The sequence below is a fragment of the Ideonella livida genome, assembly GCF_010499455.1.
GTDB lineage: Bacteria > Pseudomonadota > Gammaproteobacteria > Burkholderiales > Burkholderiaceae_C > Ideonella > Ideonella livida.
Map to the genome: position 1 here is coordinate 13,583 of NZ_JAAGOH010000032.1, position 23,433 is coordinate 37,015.

The 23,433-nt window shown below is 68.8% G+C and carries 19 protein-coding genes; 13 read left to right on the plus strand and 6 right to left on the minus strand.

From position 1 onward, the window contains the following. Positions 1 to 16: 16 nt before the first annotated feature. Entirely contained in the window at positions 17 to 1,051 is a 1,035-nt protein-coding gene (locus G3A44_RS19060; protein ID WP_163459341.1) for a TRAP transporter substrate-binding protein, read from the plus strand. A 39-nt stretch (positions 1,052 to 1,090) separates the two neighbouring features. On the opposite strand, the gene G3A44_RS24175 is transcribed toward G3A44_RS19060, so the two are convergent. The 3 genes from G3A44_RS24175 to G3A44_RS19075 form a co-directional block, all read right to left on the minus strand. Then, positions 1,091 to 2,668 carry a methyl-accepting chemotaxis protein gene (locus tag G3A44_RS24175; protein WP_310734417.1) on the minus strand — a complete coding sequence of 526 codons (1,578 nt, stop codon included), beginning with the start codon at positions 2,666 to 2,668 and terminating at the stop codon, positions 1,091 to 1,093. Positions 2,669 to 2,721: 53 nt separating this feature from the next. Beyond that, positions 2,722 to 3,213, minus strand: coding sequence for a Cache 3/Cache 2 fusion domain-containing protein (locus G3A44_RS19070; protein WP_163459342.1), 492 nt, complete (start codon positions 3,211 to 3,213; stop codon positions 2,722 to 2,724). Between the two features lie 205 nt (positions 3,214 to 3,418). Then, complete coding sequence (locus tag G3A44_RS19075) at positions 3,419 to 4,135, minus strand: class II glutamine amidotransferase domain-containing protein (RefSeq protein ID WP_163459343.1); 717 nt, start codon at positions 4,133 to 4,135, stop codon at positions 3,419 to 3,421. A 184-nt stretch (positions 4,136 to 4,319) separates the two neighbouring features. Here G3A44_RS19075 and gshA point away from each other — a divergent pair, with 184 nt between their 5' ends. Further along, entirely contained in the window at positions 4,320 to 5,846 is a 1,527-nt protein-coding gene (gene gshA / locus G3A44_RS19080) for a glutamate--cysteine ligase (protein WP_163459344.1), read from the plus strand. Positions 5,847 to 5,870: 24 nt separating this feature from the next. Here the strand turns inward: gshA and ppk2 are convergent, their stop codons facing one another. Continuing rightward, entirely contained in the window at positions 5,871 to 6,791 is a 921-nt protein-coding gene (gene ppk2, locus G3A44_RS19085) for a polyphosphate kinase 2 (protein WP_163459345.1), read from the minus strand. A 175-nt stretch (positions 6,792 to 6,966) separates the two neighbouring features. Between ppk2 and G3A44_RS19090 the strand changes: the two genes are divergently transcribed. Beyond that, positions 6,967 to 8,052, plus strand: coding sequence for a hypothetical protein (locus tag G3A44_RS19090; protein ID WP_163459346.1), 1,086 nt, complete (start codon positions 6,967 to 6,969; stop codon positions 8,050 to 8,052). 55 nt (positions 8,053 to 8,107) lie between these two features. Here the strand turns inward: G3A44_RS19090 and G3A44_RS19095 are convergent, their stop codons facing one another. Together G3A44_RS19095 and G3A44_RS19100 are read right to left on the minus strand one after the other, a co-directional pair. After that, positions 8,108 to 9,727 carry a magnesium transporter CorA family protein gene (locus G3A44_RS19095; protein ID WP_163459347.1) on the minus strand — a complete coding sequence of 540 codons (1,620 nt, stop codon included), beginning with the start codon at positions 9,725 to 9,727 and terminating at the stop codon, positions 8,108 to 8,110. Positions 9,728 to 9,799: 72 nt separating this feature from the next. Next, on the minus strand, positions 9,800 to 10,330 hold the full coding sequence (locus G3A44_RS19100; RefSeq protein WP_163459348.1) for an Lrp/AsnC family transcriptional regulator: 531 nt from the start codon (positions 10,328 to 10,330) through the stop codon (positions 9,800 to 9,802). A 128-nt stretch (positions 10,331 to 10,458) separates the two neighbouring features. Here G3A44_RS19100 and G3A44_RS19105 point away from each other — a divergent pair, with 128 nt between their 5' ends. The 10 genes from G3A44_RS19105 (at position 10,459) to cas6f (ending at position 23,336) form a co-directional block, all read left to right on the plus strand. Beyond that, the gene (locus G3A44_RS19105) at positions 10,459 to 11,691 is read left to right on the plus strand and encodes a trans-sulfuration enzyme family protein (RefSeq protein WP_163459349.1); all 1,233 of its coding nucleotides are present in this window, start codon (positions 10,459 to 10,461) and stop codon (positions 11,689 to 11,691) included. 31 nt (positions 11,692 to 11,722) lie between these two features. After that, positions 11,723 to 12,637 carry a basic amino acid ABC transporter substrate-binding protein gene (locus G3A44_RS19110; protein ID WP_163459350.1) on the plus strand — a complete coding sequence of 305 codons (915 nt, stop codon included), beginning with the start codon at positions 11,723 to 11,725 and terminating at the stop codon, positions 12,635 to 12,637. Continuing rightward, positions 12,637 to 13,656, plus strand: coding sequence for a homocysteine S-methyltransferase (gene mmuM, locus G3A44_RS19115; RefSeq protein WP_163459351.1), 1,020 nt, complete (start codon positions 12,637 to 12,639; stop codon positions 13,654 to 13,656). The genes G3A44_RS19110 and mmuM overlap by 1 nt, the downstream gene beginning before the upstream one ends. Positions 13,657 to 13,763: 107 nt before the next feature. Continuing rightward, positions 13,764 to 14,699, plus strand: coding sequence for a bestrophin family protein (locus G3A44_RS19120; RefSeq protein WP_163459352.1), 936 nt, complete (start codon positions 13,764 to 13,766; stop codon positions 14,697 to 14,699). A gap of 102 nt (positions 14,700 to 14,801) precedes the next feature. Continuing rightward, positions 14,802 to 15,809, plus strand: coding sequence for a type I-F CRISPR-associated endonuclease Cas1f (cas1f, locus tag G3A44_RS19125; RefSeq protein WP_163459353.1), 1,008 nt, complete (start codon positions 14,802 to 14,804; stop codon positions 15,807 to 15,809). Then, positions 15,806 to 19,213, plus strand: coding sequence for a type I-F CRISPR-associated helicase Cas3f (gene cas3f, locus G3A44_RS19130; RefSeq protein ID WP_163459354.1), 3,408 nt, complete (start codon positions 15,806 to 15,808; stop codon positions 19,211 to 19,213). Before cas1f ends, cas3f begins: the two co-directional genes overlap by 4 nt. Positions 19,214 to 19,274: 61 nt before the next feature. Then, positions 19,275 to 20,582, plus strand: coding sequence for a type I-F CRISPR-associated protein Csy1 (csy1, locus tag G3A44_RS19135; protein WP_163459355.1), 1,308 nt, complete (start codon positions 19,275 to 19,277; stop codon positions 20,580 to 20,582). After that, positions 20,579 to 21,643, plus strand: coding sequence for a type I-F CRISPR-associated protein Csy2 (gene csy2 / locus G3A44_RS19140; protein ID WP_163459356.1), 1,065 nt, complete (start codon positions 20,579 to 20,581; stop codon positions 21,641 to 21,643). The genes csy1 and csy2 overlap by 4 nt, the downstream gene beginning before the upstream one ends. A gap of 25 nt (positions 21,644 to 21,668) precedes the next feature. Beyond that, complete coding sequence (gene csy3 / locus G3A44_RS19145; protein ID WP_163459357.1) at positions 21,669 to 22,712, plus strand: type I-F CRISPR-associated protein Csy3; 1,044 nt, start codon at positions 21,669 to 21,671, stop codon at positions 22,710 to 22,712. A gap of 3 nt (positions 22,713 to 22,715) precedes the next feature. Beyond that, complete coding sequence (gene cas6f, locus G3A44_RS19150; RefSeq protein ID WP_203561478.1) at positions 22,716 to 23,336, plus strand: type I-F CRISPR-associated endoribonuclease Cas6/Csy4; 621 nt, start codon at positions 22,716 to 22,718, stop codon at positions 23,334 to 23,336. Positions 23,337 to 23,433: the final 97 nt, after the last annotated feature.

The window sequence follows — 23,433 nt, forward strand, 5'->3', positions numbered from 1 at the left end:
AGCAGGAGACGACTCCATGACCCTCGCCCGCCGCACTTTCTCTGCCCTGGCCGCCGCCGCCGTGGCGGCCTGCACCCTGGCCGCGCCCCTGGCCGCTGCCGCGCAGGACATCAAGCCGCGCCTCATCCGCTTTGGCTACGGCCTCAATGAGCAGAGCAACCAAGGCCGCGCCGTCAAGTTCTTTGCCGAGCAGGTGGAGAAGGCCAGCGGCGGCAAGATGCGGGTGCGCGCCATCGGTGCGGCCGCCCTGGGCCCGGACACCCAGATGCAGCAGGCCCTCATTGGCGGTGCGCAGGAGATGATGGTGGGCTCCACCGCCACCCTGGTGGGCATCACCAAGGAGATGGCGCTGTGGGACACGCCTTTCCTGTTCAACACCGCCGCCGAGGCCGATGTCATCCTGGACGGCCCCATCGGCCAGAAGGTGATGGACAAGCTGCAGGACAAGGGCCTGGTGGGCTTGGTGTACTGGGAGAACGGTTTTCGCAACCTCACCAACAACAAGCGCCCGGTCAACAAGGTGGAAGACCTGGACGGCATCAAGCTGCGGGTGATGCAGAACAACGTGTTCCTCGACAGCTTCAAGCTGCTGGGCGCCAACGCGGTGCCGCTGCCCTTCTCCGAGCTGTTCAGTGCCCTGGAGACCAAGGCGGTGGACGGCCAGGAGAACCCGTACAACACCATCCTGTCGAGCAAGTTCTACGAGGTGCAGAAGTACCTGTCCATCACCAACCACGTCTACAGCCCGTGGATCCTCACGGTCAGCAAGAAGTGGTGGGACACGCTCAGCCCGGCCGAGCAGAAGGTCCTGAAGGATGCCGCCGTGGCCAGCCGCGCCTTTGAGCGCCAGGACACCCGCGCCGAGGCCACCAAGGCGCTGGCCGAGCTCAAGGCCAAGGGCATGCAGATCAACGAGCTGAGCCCGGCCGAAGCCGCCCGCATGCGCACCAAGCTCACCCGCGTCAACGCCGGCATCGGCGTCAACGTGGGCATGGACCTGTGGGTGGAGACCCAGGCGGCGCTGGACAAGCTGCGCAGCGGCAAGAAGTGAGGGCCGGCGGCGCCGGTGGCGTCGCCGCGCGGGGCGTGCTCAGCCGCCCACGCGGAACACCGCCACCGCCTGCACCAGCTGCTGCGCCTGCTGTTTGAGGCTCTCGGCCGCGGCGGCGCTCTGTTCCACCAGCGCCGCGTTCTGCTGCGTGGCCTGGTCCATGGCGCTCACCGCCTCGCCCACCTGCTGCACGCCGCTGCTCTGTTCGCGGCTGGCCGTGCTGATCTCGCCCACGATGCTGGAGACGCGGCCGATGGCGCCCACCACCTCCTGCATGGTGCTGCCGGCGCGGTCCACCTGGGCCGTGCCCTGCTCCACCCGCTCCACGCTGGCCGCAATCAAGCTCTTGATCTCCTTGGCCGCATCGGCGCTGCGCTGGGCCAGGGTGCGCACCTCGCCCGCCACCACGGCAAAGCCGCGGCCCTGCTCGCCGGCGCGGGCGGCTTCCACCGCCGCGTTCAGCGCCAGGATGTTGGTCTGAAAGGCAATGCCGTCGATCACGCCGGTGATGTCGGCGATGCGCCGTGAGCTCTCGTTGATGCGGCGCATGGTCTCCACCACCTCACCCACCGCCTCGCCGCCGCGGCTGGCCACCTGACTGGCCTCCTGCGCCAGGGCGTTGGCTTGGTTGGCACTGTCGGCGTTGTGGCGCACCGTGGTACCCAGCTCCTCCATGGAGGCCGCGGTCTGTTGCAGGGCGCTGGCCTGCTGCTCGGTCCGCGCCGACAGGTCGTTGTTGCCCGAGGCGATCTCTGCGCTGGCGGTGGCCACCTCTTCAGAGCCTTCACGCACCTGCCGCACCACCCGCGCCAGCCCCTGTTGCATGGCCCGCAGCTGGGCCATCACGCTGTGCTGGTCGCCCGGCCGCAGGTGCACCGGGGTGGCCAGGTCGCCCTGTGCCACGGCGGCGGCCAGGGCCACGGCCTGGGCGGGCTCGCCCCCCAGCTGTGCCCGTAGCCGGGCGGTGATGAAGCCCGCCATCCCCAGCCCCGCCACCAAGGCACCCGCCGCCAGCGCCAGTACCCACTGGCGCGCCTGGGCGTCTTCGGTCTCGGCCTGGGTGGCGTAGGCCTCGGCGGCCTTGAAGTGCGCCGCCACCGTGGCATCCAGGGCGGCCAGGGCCTCATCGGCCCTCATCTGGCCGGCGCCGTCGGCGATGTCGCGGGCATCGTCCATCTTGCCGCCCTGGGCCAGCTGCCGGATGCGGTCGCCCTGGGTGCGGTAGTCCTCCAGGGCCTTGGCCAGCTTGTCCTCGGCCGCGGGGTCGGGCCGCAGCCCGAAGCCCTGGTAGGCCTGCAGGCTGGCTTGCAGCCGCTGGCGCGCGGCGTCCTGCTTTTCCGTGTACTCGGCCAGGTAGCTGGTGTCGGCGGCCCGGCTGAGCTTGACCTCGAACTCCCGCACCTCCAGCAGGGCGGCGCGGCTGCGGGCCAGCTCGCCGGCGCCCGGCAGCCACTGGCGCGCCAGCGTGCCCGAGGCGTTGGCCACCTGATGCAGGGCCAGGTAGGACACCGCAGCCAGGCTGGCCAGCAAGGCCAGCACCAGGCCAAAGGCCAGCATCAGCTGGGTGCCGATGCGCAGGCGGTCCCAGGCTTGGCGCAGGGTCGGAGGGGCGGACATGGGGTTTCCTTCGGTGGGTCAGGTGGGTCGGGCGGGTTGCCGGTGGCGATCACTCACTTTTTGTAGCCGACATAGGTGGCCCCAATGACCTTGCCGCCCGCGTCCTTGATGGGGTGGTAACAGGCGGCGAAGGCGGTGCCCAGCACGTCCACATCGCCGCAAAACTCGGCCCCCTTCATCAGCGCCTCATAGGCCTTGGCCCGCGCCAGTGGCGTGCCCACGCCGCGCTTGCCCTCGGGCGTGAGCACGTTGGTGGAGACGCGGATGAACTCCTCGCCGTCCTTGACGAAGACCGTGGCCGTGGCGCCATTGGCCTTGCGCACCTCGTCGACCACGTCGTAGTTGTTGTTGAGCTTGCGCGCCCCGAAGTAGATGGCCGGCACGGTGCGCTCACCGGCCTTGTCGGTGCCTTCCACCTTGGCCGGGCCAATCTTGGCCAGACGGGCGTCCAGGGCGGTGATGGTGGCTTTGGGGTCGTTGGCCTGGGCCAGGCCGGTCCAGAGGCCCAGGACGACGGAGCAGCAGAGCAAGTTGGTGCGGTTCATGGGCGGTGGCAGTCAGGAGAGGTGAGGGAAGGCGCCCTCCACCCCGCAGGGGGGGCTGGCGGCCGCAGGGCGGAGGACGCCGCCTGCCTGTGCCGTATCGGACCGCCAGGCGGCCCCTGAAGTCGGCAAGACCCTGGGCGGCGCGCAAGACTTCACACGGCGGCGTTGCGTGGCGTCAAACCCGCGCCCCGCCTGCCCTTGAGTTTCAGGACGCGCGGGCCAGACGGCCGCGCCGCGACTGCCGCGCGCGCTCGTGCCAGGCCTGCCACCAGGGGCTGGCGGTCCCGTTCAGGCCCGTGGCCTGGGGCTCCAGCCCGCGCGGCTGCCAGGCCTGCAGGTTGGAGACGGCCAGGCCGGCCATGTCGGCCGACCAGTGCCCGGCCTGCAGCGTCACCCAGTCACGGCCCAGGCAGACCTCGCCCTGCGCATCCAGCAGCACCACCATGGAGCCGGCCAGCAGCGGCTGCAGCAGCCGCGCCAGCGCCGGGCTGCGCAGCAGGCGGGCCGCTTGCGCCTCCTCCAGGCCGTGCATCAGCTCTCCCAGCAGACGGGCCAACTCCGCGCTGTCGGAGCAGGGCGCCGGGGCGGCCCCGGGCCGCAACGTCTCCAGGGTGCCGTTGTGCAGCAGCAGCAGGCCGCCCTGCGGGGTGTCGCGCACCAGGTGGGGATGGGCCATGTCGTGGCTGACCGGGCCCACGGTGGCCCGGCGCAGGTGCAGCCAGGCCTCGGCCTCCCGGGGCAGGTGGGCGTTGTGCACCAGCAGCTCGGCCAGGGCCATGCCCTTGGTCCAGGCCAGGCGCGGGGCGTCGGGCGTGCCGGCGCGGTGGCACAGCCCCCAGCCGTCAGGGTTGTGCTGCCAGACGTGCTGGAGGAAATCCGCCGGAATGGTCCGGCCGGCTGGCTTCTTGAGGATGAGACACATGGTGGAGGAACCTTGTCCGTCGTCAAGCAAGAACGGCACCAGGGGCGCCGGTGTCCGCGTTCTGACCATCATCAAGAGTCCTGCAGCCGGCCAGCGCCGGAAAAGGCCCGCTGTCGCACGCCATTCGTGCAAATGACGTCCAATCGGGGCCCGCACCGCATCCCCATCCTCCAGGAGACGGGTCTTGACCCTTTCACTGCACCAGCAACTGCCTCTTCTTCGCCGCGAACGCCTGCAGGGCGTGCGCCGCGGCATCGAGAAGGAGAGCCTGCGCGCCCGCCCCGACGGCGCCCTGGCCTTCACCCCCCACCCCCTGGCCCTGGGCGCGGCGCTGACCCATCCCCACATCACCACGGACTTCAGCGAATCGCAGCTGGAGCTGGTCACCGGCGCCCACACCAGCGTGGAGGCGGCCTTGGCCGAGCTGACCGCGCTGCACCAGGTGGTCGCCCGCGGGCTGGGCGAGGAGGAGCGCATGTGGGTGTCCTCCATGCCCTGCCGCCTGCCGGCCGACGCCGACATTCCGTTGGGCCAGTACGGACGTTCGCACATCGGCCAGGCCAAGACCGTCTACCGCCGCGGCTTGGGCCACCGCTACGGCCGGCGCATGCAGACCATCTCCGGCATCCACTACAACTGGTCCATCCCCGGCGCCAGCGATGCCGACTACTTCGGCCTGATCCGCAACTTCCGCCGCCACTCCTTCCTGCTGCTCTACCTCTTTGGCGCGTCGCCCGCCGTGGGCGCCTGTTTTGTGGCCGGCCTGCCCCACGGCCTGCAGCCGCTGGGCGCCCACACCCTGCACCTGCCACACGCCACCTCGCTGCGCATGGGCCGGCTGGGCTATCAAAGCGACGCCCAGGCCAGCCTGCGGGTGAGCTACAACGGCCTGGAGGGCTACGGCGCCAGCCTGGAGGACGCCATGACCCGCGTCTACCCGCCCTATGAGGCCGTGGGCCTGCGCGACGAGGGCGGGCGCTGGCAGCAGCTCAGCACCACCTTGCTGCAGATCGAGAACGAGTTCTACGGCACCATCCGTCCCAAGCGCACCATCCGCCCAGGCGAGCGCCCGCTGCATGCCCTGCGCCAGCGCGGCGTGGAGTACGTGGAGGTCCGCTGCATGGACCTGGACCCCTTCTGCCCCACCGGCATCAGCGAGGAGACCGCGCGCTTCCTGGACGTGTTCCTGCTGCACTGCCTGCTGGCCGAGAGCCCACCCGAAACGCCCGAGGAGATCGCCGCCCTGGGCCGCAACCAGCACCGCACCGCCGGCTACGGCCGCGAGCCCGGCCTGCTGCTGGAGCGCGATGGCATGAGCCAGCCGCTGCGCGACTGGGCCGCCGAGCTGCTGGCCGACTGCGCCCGCATCGCCGCGGTGGTGGACGAGGCCCTGCAGAGCGGCGAGGCCCACCAGCAGGCGGTGGCGCGGGCCCAGGCGGCGCTGGCCGCGCCCGAGGGCCTGCCTTCCTCGCGCGTGCTGGCCGAGACCCGCGAGCTGCACGGCGGCGAGCACCTGCGCTTTGGCCGCGCCCGCTCCGAGGCCACCCGCCAGGTCTGCCTGGCCGCACCGCTGGCGCCGCCGCAGCAGGCCCACTGGGCCCGCCTGGCCACGGAATCGCTCACCGCGCAGGCCCGCATCGAGGCCCAGCAGACCGGCAGCTTCGAGGAGTTCCTGGACGGCTACCTGGCGGTGCAGGGCCTGCGTCCCTGAACCCCGCCGCCCGCGCCGGCGGGCTCAGAACCGCTCGGGCACGAACATCTCGGGCGGCACCGGGTGGCGCACATAGTCGGGGTGGCGCTCGCGCCGCGGCAGCTCCACCTCCTCGCGCTCGATGTCGTGGTACGGGAACTGCTCCAGCAGGTGGGCGATGCAGTTCAGCCGGGCGCGCTTCTTGTCCACCGCCTGCACCACCCACCAGGGCGCCTCAGGAATGTGGGTGCGCTCCAGCATCGCCTCCTTGGCCTTGGTGTAGTCCTCCCAGCGGCGGCGGCTCTCCAGGTCCATGGGGCTCAACTTCCACTGCTTGAGCGGGTCGTGCAGGCGGCTCAGGAAGCGCAGGTGCTGCTCGTCGTCGGTGATCGAGAACCAGTACTTGATCAGCCGGATGCCTGAGCGCACCAGCATGCGCTCGAACTCGGGCACCGAGCGGAAGAACTCCTCACCCTCGTCCTCGGTGCAGAAGCCCATCACCCGCTCCACGCCGGCGCGGTTGTACCAACTGCGGTCAAACAGCACCATCTCGCCGGCGGCCGGCAGGTGCGAGACATAACGCTGGAAGTACCACTGCGTGCGCTCCCGGTCGTTGGGCGCGGGCAGGGCCACGGTGCGGCACACGCGGGGGTTCAGGCGCTGGGTGATGCGCTTGATGGCGCCGCCCTTGCCGGCGGCGTCGCGGCCCTCGAACAGGATCACCACCTTCTGCCCGGTGCCGGCCACCCAGTCCTGCAGCTTGACCAGCTCGCGCTGCAGGCGGAACAGGGTGCTGAAGTAGTGCAGCCGCTCGCTGCGCTCGCCCTCGCTGGCCTGCAGCAGACCCAGTGCCTCATCGACCGAGCGGTCCTCGATCTCCATCTCGATTTCTTCGTCGTAGCCGTCCATCAGGTCACGGCGCAGGCGGGCCACCAAGGTGGCGTGGTCGTCATCAGGCAGGGACATGGCGGCGGGTCCACAAGGGCGGTGCAGGCACAGGGCCCCGCAGGGTAGAGGAAGTTTGTGACGGCACCATGTGTCCGCGGCATCCCCTGTTACGTCATGCCGCCGCCACGCCAGCCACACCACAATGCGTCCGCGAGGACATTCCACTTTCGCATTTCCAACAGGAGGGAGACCGATGAACCCCGTACTGAAGCAAGTCTCCGGGCTGCAGGCGCGCAGCGCACAGATGCCCATTTCCCTGCGGCCCCTGAAGTGGCTGACCGCCGCGGCCTTGGCCGCAGTCGCCCTGGGGGCCCAGGCGGAGACCGCCTACCGCCTCAAGCTGATGGTCAGCCCCCCGGGCACCAGCAGTGCCGATGGCTTGGGTGTGAACAGCAGCGGCACCGTCGCAGGCCGTGCCTTCAGCACCGAATACAACGCCATCCGCTGGGTGGAGGGTCAGCCGCAGGCGCTGGACCGCTACGCCGTGCCCTACGGCCTCAACGACGTGGGCGACGTGGTGGGCCAGCTCAGCTCACAGGGCATGGTCTGGCATGCCGACGGCCGCCGCACCCCGCTGCGCTCGCCGGACGGCGACGATGCCGCGTCGGTGGCCACCGCCATCGCCCCGTCGGGCATGACGGCGGGTCTGGCCCTGGTGGCTGACCAATGGCAGGCGGTGCGCTGGGACCCCACCGGCGCGGTCTCGCTGCTGAAGGGGCTGTGTGAGGGATGCACCTCCTTTGCCTACGGCATCGCCAGTGGCGGCTGGACGGTGGGCCAAGTCCACCGCAGCGCCGGGTTTGATCCCTTCCCCCGTGCCGCGCTCTGGCGCGGCCGCCAGCTCACCGATCTGGGCGCCCTGCACCCCGACGACGGCACCTTGGCCCGGGGCGTGAACGCCCAGGGCGTGGCGGTGGGCTATCGCGCCACGGGTTGGGCCATGGACCATCTGTACGCCATGCGCTGGCAGGACGGGCAGGCCACGACGCTGCCGACCCTGGCCGACGACCCGAACAGCCGCTGTGAGGCCTTTGCCGTCAACGACCACGGCGACATCGTCGGCTACTGCACCGCGCCCGACTTTCAGCGCCGGGCCGTGTTGTGGCGCCGTGCCGGTGGCATTCGTGACCTCAACACCCAACTGCCCCAGCGCCTGCGCGATGCCGGCTGGCGCCTGAGCACCGCCACCGCATTGAGCCAGAACGGCTATATCACGGGCGAGGCGCGCAACACCCGCACGGGCGAGACCCGGGCTTACCGGCTGGAGCGGCTGCGCTGAGGCAGGGCCCGGGCGGTGCGCCCGGGCGGCCGGGGCCGCCGTCACGGCAGCGCGCTCAGCGCCACACCCCGGCCAGAGCGCGCAGCTTGTCCCACCAGCGCAGGCGCTCGTCACTGAGCACGTCCAGAAAGTCCGACAGGCGCTTGGACTTGCTCATGGTGTAGAGCGTCAGCGCCAGGCTGCCGCCGCCGATGGCGGCAAACCACAGCAGCTTCTGCCAGCCGGGGGCGCCCGCCTCGTCCAGCAGGTTCATGCCCAGAAAGCCGGTGGTGGTGGTGCCCACCATGCCCAGGATGGTCACCACCGTCAGCCGCACCACGGTGTTGGCCTGCCGGCGGATGCTGTCGGCGTCCAGGTAGTCGCTCATGTCGCGGATGCGTTCCTTGACCTCGGCGTACAGGGCCTCACTCTCCAGTTGCCGCGCGGTGCGGGCAAACAGGTCGCGGGCGTGCGCCTGCTCCGCCACCTCATGGAACCAGTAGCGGTGCGTGAAGCGCAGAAAGCCCTCGAAATTGGCGCGGATGCTGCGCTTGAAGCGTCGCACGCTCTCGGCGTCCTGCACGTCCAGCGCGCGCAGGCTCTCAGCCAGCCGGTCGGCAAACATCAGCAGTGCCGCCTTCTGGAAGTGCGCGATCAGGAACAGCAGAAAGTGCTCGTGGCGGAACTGGGCCAGCACCCCGCGCTCGGCGCAGGTGAAGAAGGGCGCGTGCGCGTCGCCCACCACCACCAGGGCATGGCCGCTGGCCAGGTAGCGGGTGCGCGGCGCCCCGCCGCCGTCCAGCCAGAAGCGGTCGATGCAGTGGCGGGCCTCAAAGTCGGCCAGGTGCGCCTCGGCAAAGGGCAGGGCCGCGTCGGGCCCGGCCGCGCCGGTGACCAGACCCAGGCGCACAAAGTCGGCCCGGCTCAGGGCGCGCGGGTCGTCCAGGGCCAGCCACGCCATGAGCGGCATGCGGTAGTACTCGATCTGCCGGTAGCGCCAGGCCTGGGGCGGCGCCTCGGCGCTGCCGTCGGCCACCAGGGGCTGCAGCAGCCAGGCCCAGTCGGCCGCCACCCGGGGCATGCGCTGGCGCGCCACCTGGGCCAGAAAGGGCTGCTGCTGCTGCGCGTCTGAGCGGGTCAGCACCTGATCCTGAGCGCCCAGCCACTCCACCTGGGCCGGCGCGTGCACCGCGTTGCCCTGGGCGTCCCAGCCGCTGGGATAGCCGCGGCCCAGGCGGTACATCAGCTCCTGCGACTGCGCCAGCGTCAGGCCCTGGCCCTGCAGCGCCACCTTCAGGAAGATCAGGTCCACATCAAAAAAGAAGAACAGCTCGATGTGGTCCACCTTGAGCGTGATGGGGGCCTGCCCCGGCGCCAGCTGCACCCGCAGCGCCGCCACGTCGTGCCGGCGGTAGAGGCGCAGCGCTGCCTGCTCGCCCGCACCGCCGTACAGGAAGCGCTGCACATAGGGCAAAAAGGTGACGAACTCGTGGTAATGCCGCTCGGCAAAGCCCTCGCCCTGCGGCCCGAAGCGTTCGGTGAAGGGCTGCCAGGGGCAGTCGGCGCCCGCCCCGTCCAGGCACTGCCAGGGGCGGCGCTGCGGCATGCCTGGATGACCGGCTGGCGTGAGCAGGCGCAGCGGCCACAGCAGCGTCTGGCTGTGGAAGTGCACGGTGGGCGTGGTGGCTTGGGGCATGCGGCCACGATAACCGCGCCGGGCCGGCGGTGGTGCAGGTGAACCGCGCGGGGTGCGGTCGATCCAGGGTGACTAGACCGGCGCCTCCACCGGCACCACCAGTCCGCGCTTGAGCGACTCGATCACCACCTGCGTGGTGATGCGGCCAATCTGCGGCAGCGCCTGCATCAGCGCTGCGCACCAGGCGTCGTAGGCCGCCATGTTGGCCACCTGCACCACCACCATCAGGTCGTTCTGGCCTGTCACATACCAGGCCTGCTGCACGGCGGCATCCTGCGCCAGGCGCGGGCGCAGCGCGGCCAGCACCGGATAGTTGTCCCGGTCGATCTGCAGGCCGGCCAGCAGCGTCACGCCCCGGCCCACGCGCGCCGGGTCCAGCACGGCCACCTGCGCCTGGATCACGCCCTGCGCCCGCAGCCGCTTGAGCCGCCGCTGCACGGCCGAGGCCGACAGGCCGATGGCCGCCCCCATGTGCTCGGCACTCAGCGTGCAGTCCTGCTGCACAAAGGCCAGCAGGTGGCGGTCAAAGTCATCCAGCGCCGGGCAGGCGCCTGTGGCGGCGGCGGCGGCCTCCGGTGGGGGCAGGGCAGGAACACGGGACATGATGGCCGGCAGTGTAGGCAGCGCACGCCGCCCGCCCGCGTCCGGGTCCGCCCGCATGCCGCCAAGCCGCGCCTGCCACCCCAACAACACGGCCAGGCCGCGCCCGGCCTGCGGACACTGGCGCGGCCATGCCTGCTGAAGATTTCGCCACGCCCGCCACGCCCGCCCTGCACCCCGCCACCCTGGCCTTGCACGCCGCGCTGCGGCCCGACCCCGGCACCCGCTCCCTCCAGCCGGTGCTCGACGCCTCGGTCAACCAGGGCTTCGACCCCGGCAGCGCGGCCTTCTCGGCCGACGGCGTGGACGACCTGGCCGCGCTGCCCTTCCTCTACGCCCGCTGGGGCAACCCCACCGTGCGCCAGCTGGAACAACGCCTGGCCGCGGTGGAAGGCGGTGAAGACGCCTTGTGCACCGCCAGCGGCGTAGCCGCCGTGGCCGCCACCTGCCTGGGCCTGCTGCGCGCGGGCGACCACCTGATCGTGAGCGATGTGTGTTACGCCGGCGCCCATGAGCTGATGCGCAAGCTGCTGCCCGACTTCGGCATCCAGGTCAGCGCCGTCAACCTGAGCGACCTGGACGCCGTGCGCGCCGCGCTGCGCCCCGAGACCCGCCTCATCCATGCCGAGAGCCCCTGCAACCCCCTGCTGCGCCTGACCGACCTGGGCGCGCTGGCCGAACTGGCCCACGCCCACGGCGCCCTGCTCAGTGTGGACAGCACCCTGGCCACGCCGGTGATGAGCCGCCCGCTCAGCCTGGGGGCCGACCTGGTCATCCACTCGCTGACCAAATTCATCAACGGCCATGGCGACGCGTTGGGGGGCTGTGTCATCGGCGCCCGCGCGCTGGTGGCCCGGCTGCGCGGCCGCGCCGGCGTGTACCTGGGCGCTTGCCTCTCGGCCCAGGCCGCCTGGCTCATCCAGCGCGGTCTGGACACCCTGGGCGCCCGCCTGGCCCAGGCCAGCCGGAGCGCTGCCGCCCTGGCCCACTGGCTGCAAGGCCACCCGGCAGTCAGTGCCGTCACCTACCCCGGCCTGCCCAGCCACCCCCAGCACGCCTTGGCCTGCCGCCAGATGCCCGGCGGCTTTGGCGCGGTCCTCACCTTTCAGACCCCGCAGCCCGAGGCCATGGCGCGCCAGCTGGCCCAGCGCCTGCGCCTGGTGCACTACGCCTTCTCGCTGGGCCACCAGCGCAGCCTCGTGGTGCTGCTGGGCACCGACGACATGATGCGCAGCTACGCGCTGCCCCCCGCCGGCCTGGCCGAATACCGCCGCTATGCCGGCGACGGGGTCTTTCGCCTCAGCGTGGGCCTGGAGGCGCTGCCTGACCTGCAAGCCGACCTGGACCAAGCCCTGCGCGCTTGACCCCTCCCCATTCCCCACGACACCCCCCGACATGACCACCCCCCCCGCCACCCTGCGCCGCCGCACCTTCACTCTGGGCGCTGCCCTGGCCACCCCGCTGCTGGCCACCCTGCTGAGCGCCTGCGGCCGCACCGAGGCGCCCGCCGCCCCCACCGCGTCTGCCCCCACCCCGGCCGCCGCACCGGCCGCCCGCATCTACACCGTGGGCACGGATGCGGTCTACGCCCCATTCGAGTTCCAGAACGAGCGCGGCGAGATCCAGGGCTTTGACATCGACCTCGTCAAGGCCGTGGCCCAGCGCGCGGGCATCGAGGTCAAGTTCGTCAACACGCCCTGGGAAGGCATGTTCAACACCCTGGCCCAGGGCGACCGTGACATCCTGGTCTCGGCCATCACCATCACCCCCGAGCGGGCGCAGACCATGGACTTCAGCGCCCCGTACTTCGATGCGCGCCAGCTCATCGCCGTGCCCGCCGCCTCCAAGGTGCAGCGCTTTGCCGACCTCAAGCCCCTGCGCGTGGCCGTGCAGACCGGCACCACCGGCGACGAGGTCGTCAGCCAGCTGCTGGGCAAGACCAACCCCCGCCTCAAGCGCTTTGAATCCACTCCCCTGGCCCTCCAGGAGCTGGATGCCGGCGGCGTGGACGCCGTGGTGGCCGACAACGGCGTCATCGCCCACTACGTGGCCCACCACCCCGGCGCCCGTTTCAAATCGGTGGAAGACCCCAGCTTCATCCCCGAGCAGTACGGCCTGGTCGTCAAGAAGGGCAACGCCGCCCTGCTGGCCCAGCTCAACGACGGCCTGGTCAAGCTGCTGGCCGACGGCGGCTACGCCGAGATCCACACCCGCTGGTTTGGCGCCGCCCCCACCGCGCTGCCGGGCAGCGTGCCCACCGCTGCCGCCACCGCCCCGTCGTCCACCACCGCCGCCTCGGCCAACCCGTGATGCACAGCGCCTGCCCCAACCCCCTGGCCCCCTTCCTGGCCCAGGGCGGCCACCTGCTACTGGACGGCGCCCTGGCCACCGAGCTGGAGCGCCGCGGTGCCGACCTGAACGACCCGCTCTGGTCAGCCCGTGTGCTGCTGGAACAGCCCGAGCTGATCGAGGCCGTGCACCTGGACTACTTCCGCGCCGGCGCGGACGTGGCCACCACCGCCAGCTACCAGGCCACCTTTGAAGGCTTTGCCCGCCGTGGCCTGCACCCCGACCAGGCCGCCGACCTGATGCGCCGCGCCGTGCAACTGGCCGTGAACGCCCGCAACCGCTTCTGGGCCGAACACTGCGCTGAACATGGCGCCGCCGCCGGTCTGGCCACCCCGCCCGCCGACCCCGCCCAGCCCGTGGCCGGCCGCCACCGCCCCCTGGTGGCCGCCAGCGTGGGCCCCTACGGCGCCTACCTGGCCGACGGCTCCGAATACCGCGGCCACTACGGCCAAAGCCCCCAGGCCCTGGCGGACTTTCACCGCCCGCGCCTGCAGGTGCTGGCCCGCGCCGGGGCGGACCTGCTGGCCTGCGAAACCCTGCCCAGCCTGACCGAAGCCCTGGCCCTGGCCGCCTTGATGGACACGGAACAGGCCGTGGGCTGGATCAGCTTCTCCTGCCGCGACGCCCGCCACACCTGCGAAGGCCAGCCCCTGGCCGACTGCGCCGCCGCCCTGGAACCCTTCGCCAGTGTGCTGGCCCTGGGCGTCAACTGCACCGCCCCCCAGCACGTGGCCGCCCTGCTGGCCAGCGCCCGGCCGCACACCACCAAACCCCTGCTGGCCTACCCCAACGGCGGCGAGGTCTACGACGCCGTCAGCAAGACCTGGCGTGCCGACCCCGCCCATGCCGGTGGCACCGCCGCCACCTTGGCCGACCACGCCCAGGACTGGGCCCACTGCGGCGCCCGCCTCATCGGCGGCTGCTGCCGCACCGGGCCGGCGGACATCTCGGCGCTGCTGGGGCGGTGGGGGAGGGGCTGACGCCTCAACGGTTGGGCCCGTCTGGGCGCAGACCACGCCCCGTCAGGCCGCGGTGAGCAGGCCCGGACAAAATGAGGGTTTTCCCTTAGCTTGTTCGGATCCTGCCGATGATCGTTCGCCCCCGCCAGCACTGGCTGCAACTGCTCCTGGTGTGGCACGGCTCCGTGCTGCGCCACATCCTGTTCCGCCTGGGACTCAACGGCGCGCTGGCCATCTTTGCCGTCTGCCTCATGCCTTGGCTCAAGGGCCACGGACTGGAGCTGTCCACCGCGCCGTTCAGTCTCATCGGCATTGCCCTGGCCATCTTCCTGGGCTTTCGCAACAGCGTCAGCTACGACCGCTTTTGGGAAGCGCGCAAGCTCTGGGGCGGCCTGCTTGTGGCCTCACGCTGCCTGCTGCGGCAGGCGCAAACGCTGACCGGCCGTGCCCCCACCGACCCCGCCGTGCGCGAGTTCTGCCACCTGCTGGTGGCGCTGGCCAGCGTGCTGCGCCACCAACTGCGCCACAGCCTGGCCAGCCCCGCCGCGCAGGCCGACCTGCAGCGCCTGCTGCCCGCCGACCTTGCTGCCGCCGTGGCCCGCGCCCAGTACCCCTGCGTGCGCTTGCTGCGTGAGCTGGCCGCCTGGGTGCGCCGCCAGCACACCGAAGGCCGCCTGAGCGAGGTTGCCGTCCAGTCCATGGACCGCAACCTCGACGAACTTACCCTTTACCACGGCAGCTGCGAACGCATCGCCGCTACTCCCATCCCTTACGCCTACAGCGTCCTGCTGCACCGCACCGTCACCGTCTACTGCACTCTGCTGCCCTTCAGCCTGGTCAGCGCCGCTGGCGTGCTCACCCCCGTCGTTTCCGTCTTTATCGCCTACGCCTTCATGGCCCTAGACGCCATCGCCTGCGAGCTGGAAGAACCCTTCGGTACCGAACCCAACGACCTCCCCCTCAACGCCATGTGCCTGACCATCGAACGCAGCCTGCTGGAGCTGTGCGATGCCGACAGCCTGCCGCTCCCGGCCAGTCCGGACCGGTTTCACGTGTTGGATTGAGGGGGGCGGCGCGTAAATTCAACTTGAGTGGTGTTTGGTTACGGTGTCGTCCCATGAGCCTTTGGCCTGGCAAGATGGTTGGAAAAATGTTTAGGGGCGGCCATGGACGAGATACATGCCAGTGATCTGAAGACCATCCTGCATTCCAAGCGTGCCAACTTGTACTACCTAGAGCATTGCCGGGTGTTGGTCAACGGTGGGCGGGTGGAGTACCTCACCGAACGCGGCAAACAGCAGCAGTACTGGAACATTCCCATTGCCAACACCACCACGGTGTTGCTGGGCACGGGCACCTCCATCACCCAGGCTGCCATGCGGGAGTTGGTCAAGGCCGGGGTGATGGTGGGTTTTTGCGGGGGCGGCGGCACGCCCTTGTTCGCCGGCACCGAGGCGACGCTGGAAGTCGCCTGGATGCCGCCGCAAAGCGAGTACCGGCCCACCGAGTACCTGCAGCAATGGGTGCGCTTTTGGTTTGACGAACCGCTGCGCCTGCAGGCTGCCAAGATGTTCCAGAAGGCGCGGCTGCTTCGGCTGCGTGACCACTGGATCCAGTCCAAAGCACTCAAAGAGCAGGGCTTTGAGCCCGATGGCCAGGCGCTGGAATCCTTGGTGTTGGGCAGTGCCTCGGCCCAGGCCATGGCGCCGGATCACACGGCCTTGCTCACAGAGGAGGCTCGGCTCACCAAGCAGCTGTACCGTTTGGCCGCCCAAGCCACTCGTTACGGCGAGTTCACCCGCGCCAAGCGTGGTGACGACCAACCCGCAGGCGGCGATGGCCCGGCCAACCAGTTCTTGGACCATGGCAACTACCTGGCTTACGGGCTGGGGGCCACCGCCTGCTGGGTGCTGGGTTTGCCGCACGGATTGGCCGTGTTGCACGGCAAAACGCGGCGCGGCGGCCTGGTGTTTGACGTGGCCGATCTGGTCAAGGACGCGGTGATCCTGCCCCAGGCCTTTGTGTCCGCCATGCGGGGCCACAGCGAACAGGCCTTCCGCCAAGCTTGTGTGGAAGCGCTCACCCGCAGCGAGGCGCTGGACTTCATGATTGACACACTCAAGGCCACGGCAACGGCCTTGGGGCAACAAGTTCAGGCGGGGGCGCAGAAGTGAACATCCTGCTGATCTCCCAGTGCGACAAGCGGGCCCTCACGCAGACCCGCCGGATCCTGGACCAGTTCGCCGAGCGGCGGGGTGACCGCACCTGGCAGACCCCCATCACGCAAGATGGGCTGGACACCCTGCGCCGTCTGCTGCGAACTTCGGCGCGCAAGAACACCGCCGTGGCCTGCCACTGGATCCGGGGCATCGACCACTCTGAGCTGTTGTGGGTGGTGGGCGACCGCAGCCGCTTCAATGCCCAAGGCGCCGTGCCCACCAACACCACCACCCGCGATGTGTTGCGAGCCAAGGATGAAGACACCTGGCAATCGGCCGGGCTGATTCGCCTGTTGGCTGACTTGGCCGGCCTGCTGCACGACTTGGGCAAGGCCACGCAGGCTTTCCAAATGCGCCTGTCTGGCAACTTGGAAGGCAAGAACCTCATCCGGCATGAGTGGGTGTCACTCCGCCTGCTGGAGTCGTTTGTCGGCTCAGACCCTGACGCGCAGTGGCTGCAGCGCTTGGCAGCCCCCACGGCGGCTGACGACGCGGCCTGGCTGACCCACTTGCGGCGTGACCATCTGGACGGCCCACAACCCTCGCCGTTCAAGGCCCTGGCGCATGCCCCCTTGGCGGCCGCACTGGGTTGGTTGGTGGTCACCCACCACCGCTTGCCTCAGTTGCCCCATCGGTCCCAAGAGCAGCAAGTGCTTCAGCCTGCGACGTTGGTAGACCCATTGCAAGAGCTGGCGTCCTCTTGGAACGAGGATGCCTGCCTCAAGGAGCTGGACGCCGAGGCCTTTCGCCCCTATTGGACCTTTCCCCATGGCCTGCCCATGGTCACCCAAACCGCCTGGCGCCAACGGGCCAGCCGCGTGGCGCGTGGCCTGCTGCAGGTTCTGGCCCAAGCGGGCCCAGCGGTGCAGGCCGTTCCCGCCGATGCCTTTGTGATGCACCTCAGCCGCCTGTGCCTGATGCTGGCGGACCACCACTATTCCAGCCTGCAGGGCTCGCACCCTGACCGGGTGAAGGGCGCACCAGGCTTTCCGCTGTGGGCCAACACCACGGCCCAAGGTGGGCGCAACCAAGGCTTGGATGAGCATCTGGTGGGGGTGGCCCAACTGGGCGCGCTGGTGGGACGCTTTTTGCCGCAGGTGGCGCAGAACCTGCCGCATCTGGGGGAGCATCCCCTGCTCAAGAAGCGGGCCAAGCTGGATCGGTTCCGCTGGCAAGACCGCGCGGCAGAGTTGGCTGGTGGCCTGCGCGATGACTCGCGCCGCCAGGGGGCGTTCATCGTCAACATGGCGTCTACCGGCTGCGGCAAGACGCTGGGCAATGCCCGCATGATGTATGCGCTGGCCGACCCTGCCGTGGGCATGCGCTGTGCCTTTGCCATGGGCTTGCGCACGCTCACGCTGCAGACCGGCCGGGCGTTTCGGGACATGCTCCGGCTGGACGATGACCAATTGGCCGTGCGCGTGGGCGGGTCGGCCAGCCAGGCGCTGTTTGAGTTTCACGAAGCGCGGGCCGAAAAAACTGGTTCAGCCTCTCAGCAAGCGCTGCTGGACGAAGACGGGCATGTGGACTTTGGCGGCGCGGTGGATGCCGACCCGCTGCTGCGCCGCGCCGTGGCTGACCCCACCGTGCGCAAGCTGCTGGTGGCGCCGCTCTTGGTCTGCACCATTGACCACCTGGCACCCGCGACGGAGAGCCAACGCGGCGGCCGGCAGATTGCCCCCATGCTGCGCCTGCTCAGTGGCGACTTGGTGCTGGATGAGCCAGATGACTTTGACCTGTCGGACCTGCCGGCCTTGACCCGCTTGGTGAACTGGGCCGGCTTGCTGGGCGCCCGGGTGCTGTTGTCTTCTGCCACGCTGCCGCCGGCGCTGGTGCACGGGCTGTTTGAGGCCTATCGCCAGGGCCGCCAGCTCCACCAACGGCACTGCGCAGATCGCCCCGGCCAAGTGGCCGCCCAGCCCGTTTGCTGCGCCTGGGTCGATGAGTTCCAGCAACAGGCCCAGCCCTGCGGAGATGGTGAAAGCTTCTTGGCCACGCATCAGCAATTTGCCCAGCGGCGCCACGCCCGCCTGGCCCAAGAGGCGGCCTCACCCCGCCGGCGGGCCGCCCTGTGGCCCTGGCCGGCCCAGCCACTGCCCAGCGGCATGGGCATGGCCGATCTGGCGGCGGACCTGGCCGCACAGTTGATGCAGGCGGCTGGGCAGTTGCACCACCACCATCACAGCATTGACCCGGTGACGGGGCGGCGTGTGAGCTTTGGCCTGGTGCGCCTGGCCAACATTGAACCCCTGTTTGAACTGGCCTTGGCTCTGTACCAGCAGGTGCCGCCCGCAGGGGTGCAACTGCATGTTTGCGTGTACCACGCACGCCATCCGCAACTGGTGCGCTCAGCCATTGAGCATGAGCTGGACGCCACCTTGCAGCGCCATAAGCCTGAAGCCGTGTTCTCACGCCCCAGCATCCGCCAGCGCTTGGATGCCACCGAGCAGCCGGACCACCTGTTCATCGTGCTGGGCAGCCCGGTCACGGAGGTGGGGCGGGACCACTGCTACGACTGGGCTGTGGTGGAGCCGTCTTCCATGCGGTCCTTCATTCAGTTGTGTGGGCGGGTGCGCCGCCACCACGGGGGCCCGGTCACGGAGCCCAACATCCTGATCCTGCAGCACAACCTGCGTAGCCAGCGCAGCCCGCAAACAGCCGCCTTCTGCTGGCCCGGTTTTGAAGGCGCCCCGGGTTCACCGTTTTCGCTGCGCAGCCATGACATGAAGACGCTGTTGCGCCCGGAGGAACTGCCGGTCATCGACGCCCGCCCGCGGCTGTGCCTGCCAGCAGGAGGCAGCCTGGAGCCGCAGCGTTACCTGTCTGACCTGGAGCACGCGCGGCTGCAGCACGACATGCTGCCTCGCTCTTCGGTGCCCCCGCCCGCGCGCACCGCCAACCCACGGGCCAGGGCCCTTGCGGCGCAGAGCGATGCGCCAGCAGCGCCCGCCATCAATGCCAGCAGTTGGTGGCAGGCTGCCACACAGCGCGCGCAACTCACCGCCTTGTTGCAACAGAAGCAGCCGTTCCGCAAGACCACACAGCACGAGGTCACGGTGGCCCGGTTGCCAGATGAAGACGGCGACATCAAGCTGCATCAGCTCATGGGTCCAGGACATAAGAAGCTTTACCGGCCAGTAGAAGGCGAAGCTTGTGTGTCCATCGACGACGGGGCCCTCCAAGCTGAGCGTGTCGCCCCTTGGGCGGTGCCCGACTACGAGACCGCCCTCTCCGAGCTTGCCGAGTCCAAAGGCTTGTCACTGCGCCAGTGCGCCGAGCGCTTTGGCACCGTGACCGTGCCGGAGAGCGCCGGCGGCTGGCGATATCACCCGATGTTGGGCTTTGCCAAAGGCGTGTAGCGCCACCACGGCATAGTTGGTTGACACAAGTTTGATGACCGGTTTTTCTGGGAGAGCAAAGATGGCACCACCCGATCCACAGCGAACTGAGGCCTTGCGCGCCTTGATAGAGGGCTTTCTTCAGCAGCGGCTGGCAGACAAGCTGGAGAAGTTAGACAAGAAGGAGAAAGCGGTCGAAAAGCTTGGCGCTGAGCAACTGTCCGGCCGAGCGGCGCTTTATGCAAAGTTCGAATACAAGACTTGGCTCGCAGACGCCGCTCGTCGGGTCGAAAAAGTTCAAGCCGTTACCCATTCCCTCAAGCCAATCCACCCTGACGCCAAAGGTACAAATCTGTACTGCTTGCCCAGTACCTTGGCGCCGCTATCGGAGTTGGGCAGTCATGCGCTTGGCCAGCGCTTTGAAGCAGATGTAGTGTGTGACGCGCGCAATTTGGACGTCTACCAGTTTCTGAAGCTTCCGTTCCTAGATAAGACGCTTTGGGTCTTATGTGTCGAGTCAGACATTGACCTCGCCTCGGCTTTCAGCACCGATCCTGCTGAAGCGGCTCAATGGCTCGCTGCTTTCGCGAGCCTAGCTCAGCCAATTGGTCTGCTGGCTTCGCACACTTTGGCCAAGCAGTTGTACTGGTTCACTGGCACCAATCCCCACAGCGATGCGGACTTTCACCTGTTGGCGCCGTTGTTCCCCACCTCACTGGTGCATGAGGTTCACTTGACGCTGCAGGAAGACCGCTTTGGTGATGCCGCCAAAGCGGCATGGGCTGCGTCCAATGCAGGTCGTTGGAGCTCGCACCCACTGCGCGAGTACCCCCAGCTGGCCTGCCGTCAAATGGGAGGTAGCAATCCTCAGAACATCAGCCAGCTCAACAGTGAACGGCGTGGCCAAAACCTGCTGCTGGCCTCTCTCCCGCCGGTGTGGGAGTCCGCAGCGGTCAAGCCCCTGCTGGGCGTGGGTTCGATGTTTGAGGCCATGGCCTGGCGCAAGAGCGTGCGGAACCTCCTCAAGTCGCTGCGTCAGTTCTTGGAAACGGACCCCGCCAACAACCAGCGCACGCGCGGCCACCGCGCCGACTTGGTGGAGCAACTCTTGGATGAACTCATGCAGCTGACCGCTGAGCAGCACACCCTGCCACCCGGCTGGAGCCAAGACCCGGCCTGCCACTTGCCCCAAGCCCAAAAGGCGTGGCTGGACCCTGAGGCTGCCCCTGAACCCGGAGATGACGCCCTGGACGAGATGGCGGCCGCCTTTGCGCGCTGGTTGAACCAACAACTGCGTGAATCACTGGCCATGGCGGATCCGGAGTACCAGCACTGGCGCAAGCAGGCGCGTGAGCTGTTCAAACTGGCCGAGCGGGAGGGCGCGCTGTGACGACCGACACGGTTCAACTCTCCGCCCCTGACCGCGCCGCCGTGCTGGTGCTGCCGCACCTGCGGGTGCAGGGTGCCAACGCCATCTCCAGCCCGCTGACCTGGGGCTTCCCGGCCATGACGGCCTTCACCGGCCTGATGACAGCGCTGGAGCGGCGGCTGGGCCCGCAAGCCGGCATCGCCTTTCTGGGTGTTGGGGTGGTCTGCCACGGCTATGAAGCGCAGGTTTCCGGGGGCTATACCCGAGCGTTTCACCTCAGCCGGCACCCCGTGCTGGCAGACGGCAGCAGCGCCGCCTTGGTGGAAGAAGGGCGGATCCACCTGGACCTGACGCTGGTCTTCTCCGTGGACCTGGCCAAAGAGCTGGTGGGTGACGCTGAACGCGCTGCCCTGGCAGCGCGTGTGGGCCACACGCTTGCCAGCATGCGCTTGGCGGGGGGTAGCGTGCTGCCACCCATAGGCGGGGTAGGGACAGGTGCGCGGCGCAAGGGCCACCCCAGCCTGGCCTTGCTGGCGGATGTTGAGGACGCCGAGGCAGGGCGGGCGCAGTTCCGCAAGCTGGCGCGGCAGTGGATGCCGGGCTTTGCCTTGGTCTCGCGCGATGACTTGTTGCAGAACCACTTGGCCCACATGCGGCAGGCCGAACCCGCCACCACGGTGTTGGACGCTTGGTTGGACCTCTCTCGCTGGAACAGCCAAGCCGCGCTGGCACCAGACCACGACGGTGAACCCACTGACGCCACGCCAGCCACCTGGACCACGGCACCCCGCGCGGGGTGGACGGTGCCCATTCCTGTGGGCTTTGCCGGGCTCACCCCCTTGCAGGCCCCGGGCACGGTGGCGGGCGCACGCGACCGCAGCACACCCGTGCGCTTTGTGGAGACCGTCTGGTCCATGGGCCAGTGGATCAGCCCCCATCGCCTGCGCAGCCTGGCGGACTTGGTTTGGTTCCCCGTCTACACCCCACCCACCGCAGAGGACAGCGCCCACGCGCTGTACCGCTGCGTCAATGAGTACACCCCCAGCCCAACCGTTTGGGCGCCAGAAGCCATCAACGGCTGAACACTGAACTTCAAGGAGATCTTTCATGGCTACCAAGGAAATCGCTCTCAAGACCGCTTCTGTGCTCGCTTTTGAGCGCAAGCTGGACCCGTCTGACGCCCAACTCTTCTCCGGCCGCTGGGATGCCCGCGCTGACGCCAAAGCGTGGGCGCCGGTCACGATCAATGAAAAGTCGGTGCGCGGCACCATCTCCAACCGGCTCAAGGCCAAGGACCAAGACCCGGCCAAGCTGGATGCCCAGATCGAGAACCCCAACCTGCAGACCGTGGATGTGGCCGCCCTGCCGGCCGATGCTGACACCCTGAAAGTCAGTTTCACGCTGCGTGTGTTGGGTGGCACGGGCACCCCCTCTGCCTGCAACAACGCCGACTACCAAGCCAAGCTGCTGGCCACAGTACATAGCTATGTGCAGGCCCATGGCTTTACTGAGTTGGCCCGGCGCTACGCCTTCAACCTGGCCAATGGCCGCTTCTTGTGGCGCAACCGGGTGGGGGCGGAGCAAGTGGAGGTGCACGTGACCCAGCTGGTGCAGGGCGCACCCACCCAAGCCTGGACCTTTGACGCCCTGGCCATGCCCACACGCAGTTTTGACGCCCCGCCAGCCAAGGCTGCTGACCTGGCTGCGCTGGCCGATGTGATCGCCCAGGGCTTGGCAGGCAGCAGCCATGTGCTGCTGCAAGTCACGGCATTTGCACGCATCGGAGCCGCCCAAGAGGTGTATCCGTCGCAAGAACTCATCTTGGACAAGGGCAACAGCAAGAAGAGCAAGACGCTGTACCACGTGAAGGGCGTGGCGGGCATTCACTCCCAAAAGCTGGGCAACGCGCTGCGCACCATCGACACCTGGTATCCCGGCGCTGAAGACCTGGGCCCCATCGCCGTGGAGCCGTATGGCTCGGTTACCACGCTGGGCAAGGCCTTCCGTGCGCCGGGAGCGGGCAAGCAAGACTTCTACAACCTGCTGGACAACTGGATCCTGAAGGACCGGGCACCTGAGCTGGTGCAGCAACACTTCGTGGTGGCCACCCTCATCCGGGGTGGCGTGTTTGGCGACGCGGGCAAGGACTGAGCCATGGCACCTTTCGATGAAGGTGCGGTGGCGCCAACCAGCCACTACCTGGAATTGACGCTTCATCAAGACCCGGACTTCACCGAAGCCCAGCTGATGAGCGCACTCATCAACAAGCTTCACCGCGCCTTGTTTGACCAACTGGCCATACACGGTGCTGCCAGCAGTGTGGGGTTGAGCTTTCCGGCCTACCGGCCCCGGCCGGGGGGCTTGGGGCGATCCGTTCGCCTTCACGGCAGCGCGCAAACCCTAGGTCTCCTCATGGCTACCACCTGGCTGACTGGATTGCGAGATCACCTGCAACAGCCAAACCCGGACATCTTGCCGGTGCCGGGCAGTGTGGTGGCGCACCGCGTAGTGCAGCGGGTACAAGCCCAGAGCAACCCGAATCGGCTGCGCCGGCGTTGGTTGAAGCGTCATCCGGGCGAAGCCCCCGAAGTGGCAGAGGCAGCATTTCCTGCCGAAGCGGCAGAGAAGCTCGACCTGCCATTCATTCAGCTTCGCAGCCGCAGCACGGGACAGCCCTTTCCGCTGTTCGTGCGGCAGGTCGTCTCCGCAGCCAAACCGGGGACCTTCAATGCCTATGGCATGGGTTTGGACGGCTCCACCGTGCCTTGGTTCTGATCACCTGGCAGCCCAAAATTGCCGGCGCCACCCACGGTCCTTAAGAATCAATCACTTACGCCTGATCTGAAAATTTGGGTCTGATGGCGCCGTTCGG